Origin of the sequence: Salinivibrio sp. AR647 (assembly GCF_001995415.1) — a bacterium.
GTDB classification, from domain to species: domain Bacteria; phylum Pseudomonadota; class Gammaproteobacteria; order Enterobacterales; family Vibrionaceae; genus Salinivibrio; species Salinivibrio costicola.
The window spans coordinates 1-2,262 of sequence record NZ_MUFE01000022.1 but is presented as its reverse complement, the minus strand read 5'-3'; the positions used below and the strand labels follow the sequence as shown (position 1 = coordinate 2,262).

General features: G+C 40.2%; 3 protein-coding genes. All 3 read right to left on the bottom strand.

Annotation, left to right across the window (positions count from 1 at the left end; all coding sequences use genetic code 11):
• Positions 1 to 261: 261 nt before the first annotated feature.
• On the bottom strand, positions 262 to 744 hold the full coding sequence (locus tag BZG76_RS15205; protein WP_077461946.1) for a hypothetical protein: 483 nt from the start codon (positions 742 to 744) through the stop codon (positions 262 to 264).
• 161 nt (positions 745 to 905) lie between these two features.
• Positions 906 to 1,523, bottom strand: coding sequence for a DUF6037 family protein (locus tag BZG76_RS15200; RefSeq protein ID WP_077461945.1), 618 nt, complete (start codon positions 1,521 to 1,523; stop codon positions 906 to 908).
• Positions 1,524 to 1,958: 435 nt separating this feature from the next.
• On the bottom strand, positions 1,959 to 2,262 hold a 304-nt coding region (locus tag BZG76_RS15195; RefSeq protein WP_198532355.1), incomplete at its 5' end, for a transposase.

Here is a 2,262-nt window from a genome sequence, read left to right as displayed (position 1 = left end):
GCCACCTTTTACAACAAGATCACCCAGAAAGCTATGGGCATCATTTAGATCATCTAGGCTTACTTGCTGATATGTATATGTAATGCCAGCATCAATTGCGGAATACAGCCAAAACAGATTACTACCGACCAGAAGTGTAAGAGTGACGAAAAATGATGCTTTCCAATTATTCATGCGATACTCGATGACTTTTAACGCCGCCAGCAGGGGAGGCAAAACCAAAGCGAAGCGGCGGTTTTGACTTCCCTCTGGCTGGCCTTGTTAAAAGTTGCTGCCAAGTTGCGTCCAGTTTTTTGAAAAGTACGTTTCAATCCCTTTACCCGGATTGTATCTTGGATAGAGTTTTTCAAACTCAGATCTAGCCACTTCATATGATGTATCAGGTATAGCAAAAACACCTTTCGCCAAAAACAACATTGCTAGTGAGGGGGCTCTCGATTCTCCCTGATTACAATGAATTAGCAGTTTTCTGCCTTGAGACCAGTGTTTATTGGCAAACGCTAAAAATTCCGTAAATAGCGGAGGCATGAACAACGGAACAGGTGGGTCAATGATATTGAGAAATAAATCATACTCTTGCTCTAGCACTAGGTAGTTTGGATGAGTACTTGGTAATTTTCCTCGGTAGCCCACTGCGCCTTGATGGCATGGACTCTTGCAGGCGTGAACAACAGAAACCTCTTCATTGCCTCTAGTGCACGATAGGTCATTTGTTACGATTACCCTTTCATGGATCTCTTGCATAGTAGCTCCTTGTGACTTTTAACGCCGCATTAAGGTGTGAGCAACGCTACCACAATACCTGACCATACCACCTTAAACACAAAAACCAACAATGGAATGAAAAATACCAAGCGTTGGGAATCACTCTTGAATGCTTTGTTATATTTTTTTCCAGCGGTTAATTAGTGATTGGAACTAAAATTACTGATTATTTCTGAATCAGATTTTTCCTTACTCTCTTCTAACGAGTAGTTAAAGCTTACTTTAGGATCACCTGATAGTTTCGAGTATAAAATTGGTCTTAATATTCGCGTTTTGTTGTCGTTATACTGGGTTCTATTCCTTTCGTTAGAATTTCTCTTAGCTGAAAAACAGTATCTTTTTCTTGGATCTTGACTATCACTCTTTGACAAAGATTCAACCATAGCGACATCTACTTCTCGAGATCTGTGTAAACCAACAGACAAAGGGATAAATCCAGAGAGATATTCATAAAATTGGCTTAAGATATCACGCAGATTTTGTGACCACTCAATACCAAAATATGCTCGAAGCTCTTGAGCCGTAATCAGAAGCTTAGTTGTGTTAGCTGGCGCAACTAAGTTGTCTGAAATGTTATTCTTTTTCAAAAACTCGAGCTCTAACAATGCATATTCTGGTCTCTGAGCATCATTTTCATCATATAATTTGACCAAAGCAATATAGTCTATTGCTTTAAATGTGAATGGAAACGCATCGATCACCCAGCCATTACTTTCCATGTCTTTTTTGAGTACTCTAAGATTTTCTAATACGTTCATATCGTTACCATTTAATATCTACAATAGTTGTAAACATTACAATCTAAGTCTCCTTAACTGTACAGCGTGTAGAGTGAGAAAGAGTTCACACTTTCAAGACAAGACCCGTTCATTTTCTGGATTGTGAGTTTGACCGAAAATATAACATTGTATTAGCGCGCACGCTCACTTTCCCAAAACCGTTACATGCGTCTTTTCTTTCTTAACTGTCTGTTATTAAATAATTTTTCGCTTTTGATGTCTGTCTCTTTCTCGAGAAAGTGTGCATGCCGCCTATCACTGGTGAGGCGTGCACATTATCACTGCACTTACATTTCTAACACATTGATTATGCTTAACTTATAGCTTCTCGCACTGAGAAAGTGTGAATGCATGATGACAAAACGTGCATGCCATTGCGGTGCTCGAGGCGATAAGCTGGTTCTCTATGGCTCTTCACCGTTCATGGTGGAAAGTCATATCAAGCCCCCCAAAATAGAACAGTATCGCTGTCTTGAACCGTTGTTTGTTTCTAAAGCCTTTGGCTCTAAGCTTCATGTATTGGATTTTGGCATTTATAGCTTCCGCCAGGCCATTCGATGCCTTCAGCCGCATTGCATTAAGGATTGCTGGTAAGTGCTTTTTCACTGTCGCCGCTGCTGTCATCAATGGTTTAATTCCACTTGCTTTAACTAAAGCAAGCCACTCTAGCCATTGATTCCTTGCGCTTCTGATCGAACCTCCGTACCAGATTAGTCTT

Coding starts and splice junctions, on each gene's coding strand:
- BZG76_RS15205 (WP_077461946.1), bottom strand. CDS start 744: ATGCAAGAGATCCATGAAAGGGTAATCGTAACAAATGACCTATCGTGC.
- BZG76_RS15200 (WP_077461945.1), bottom strand. CDS start 1,523: ATGAACGTATTAGAAAATCTTAGAGTACTCAAAAAAGACATGGAAAGT.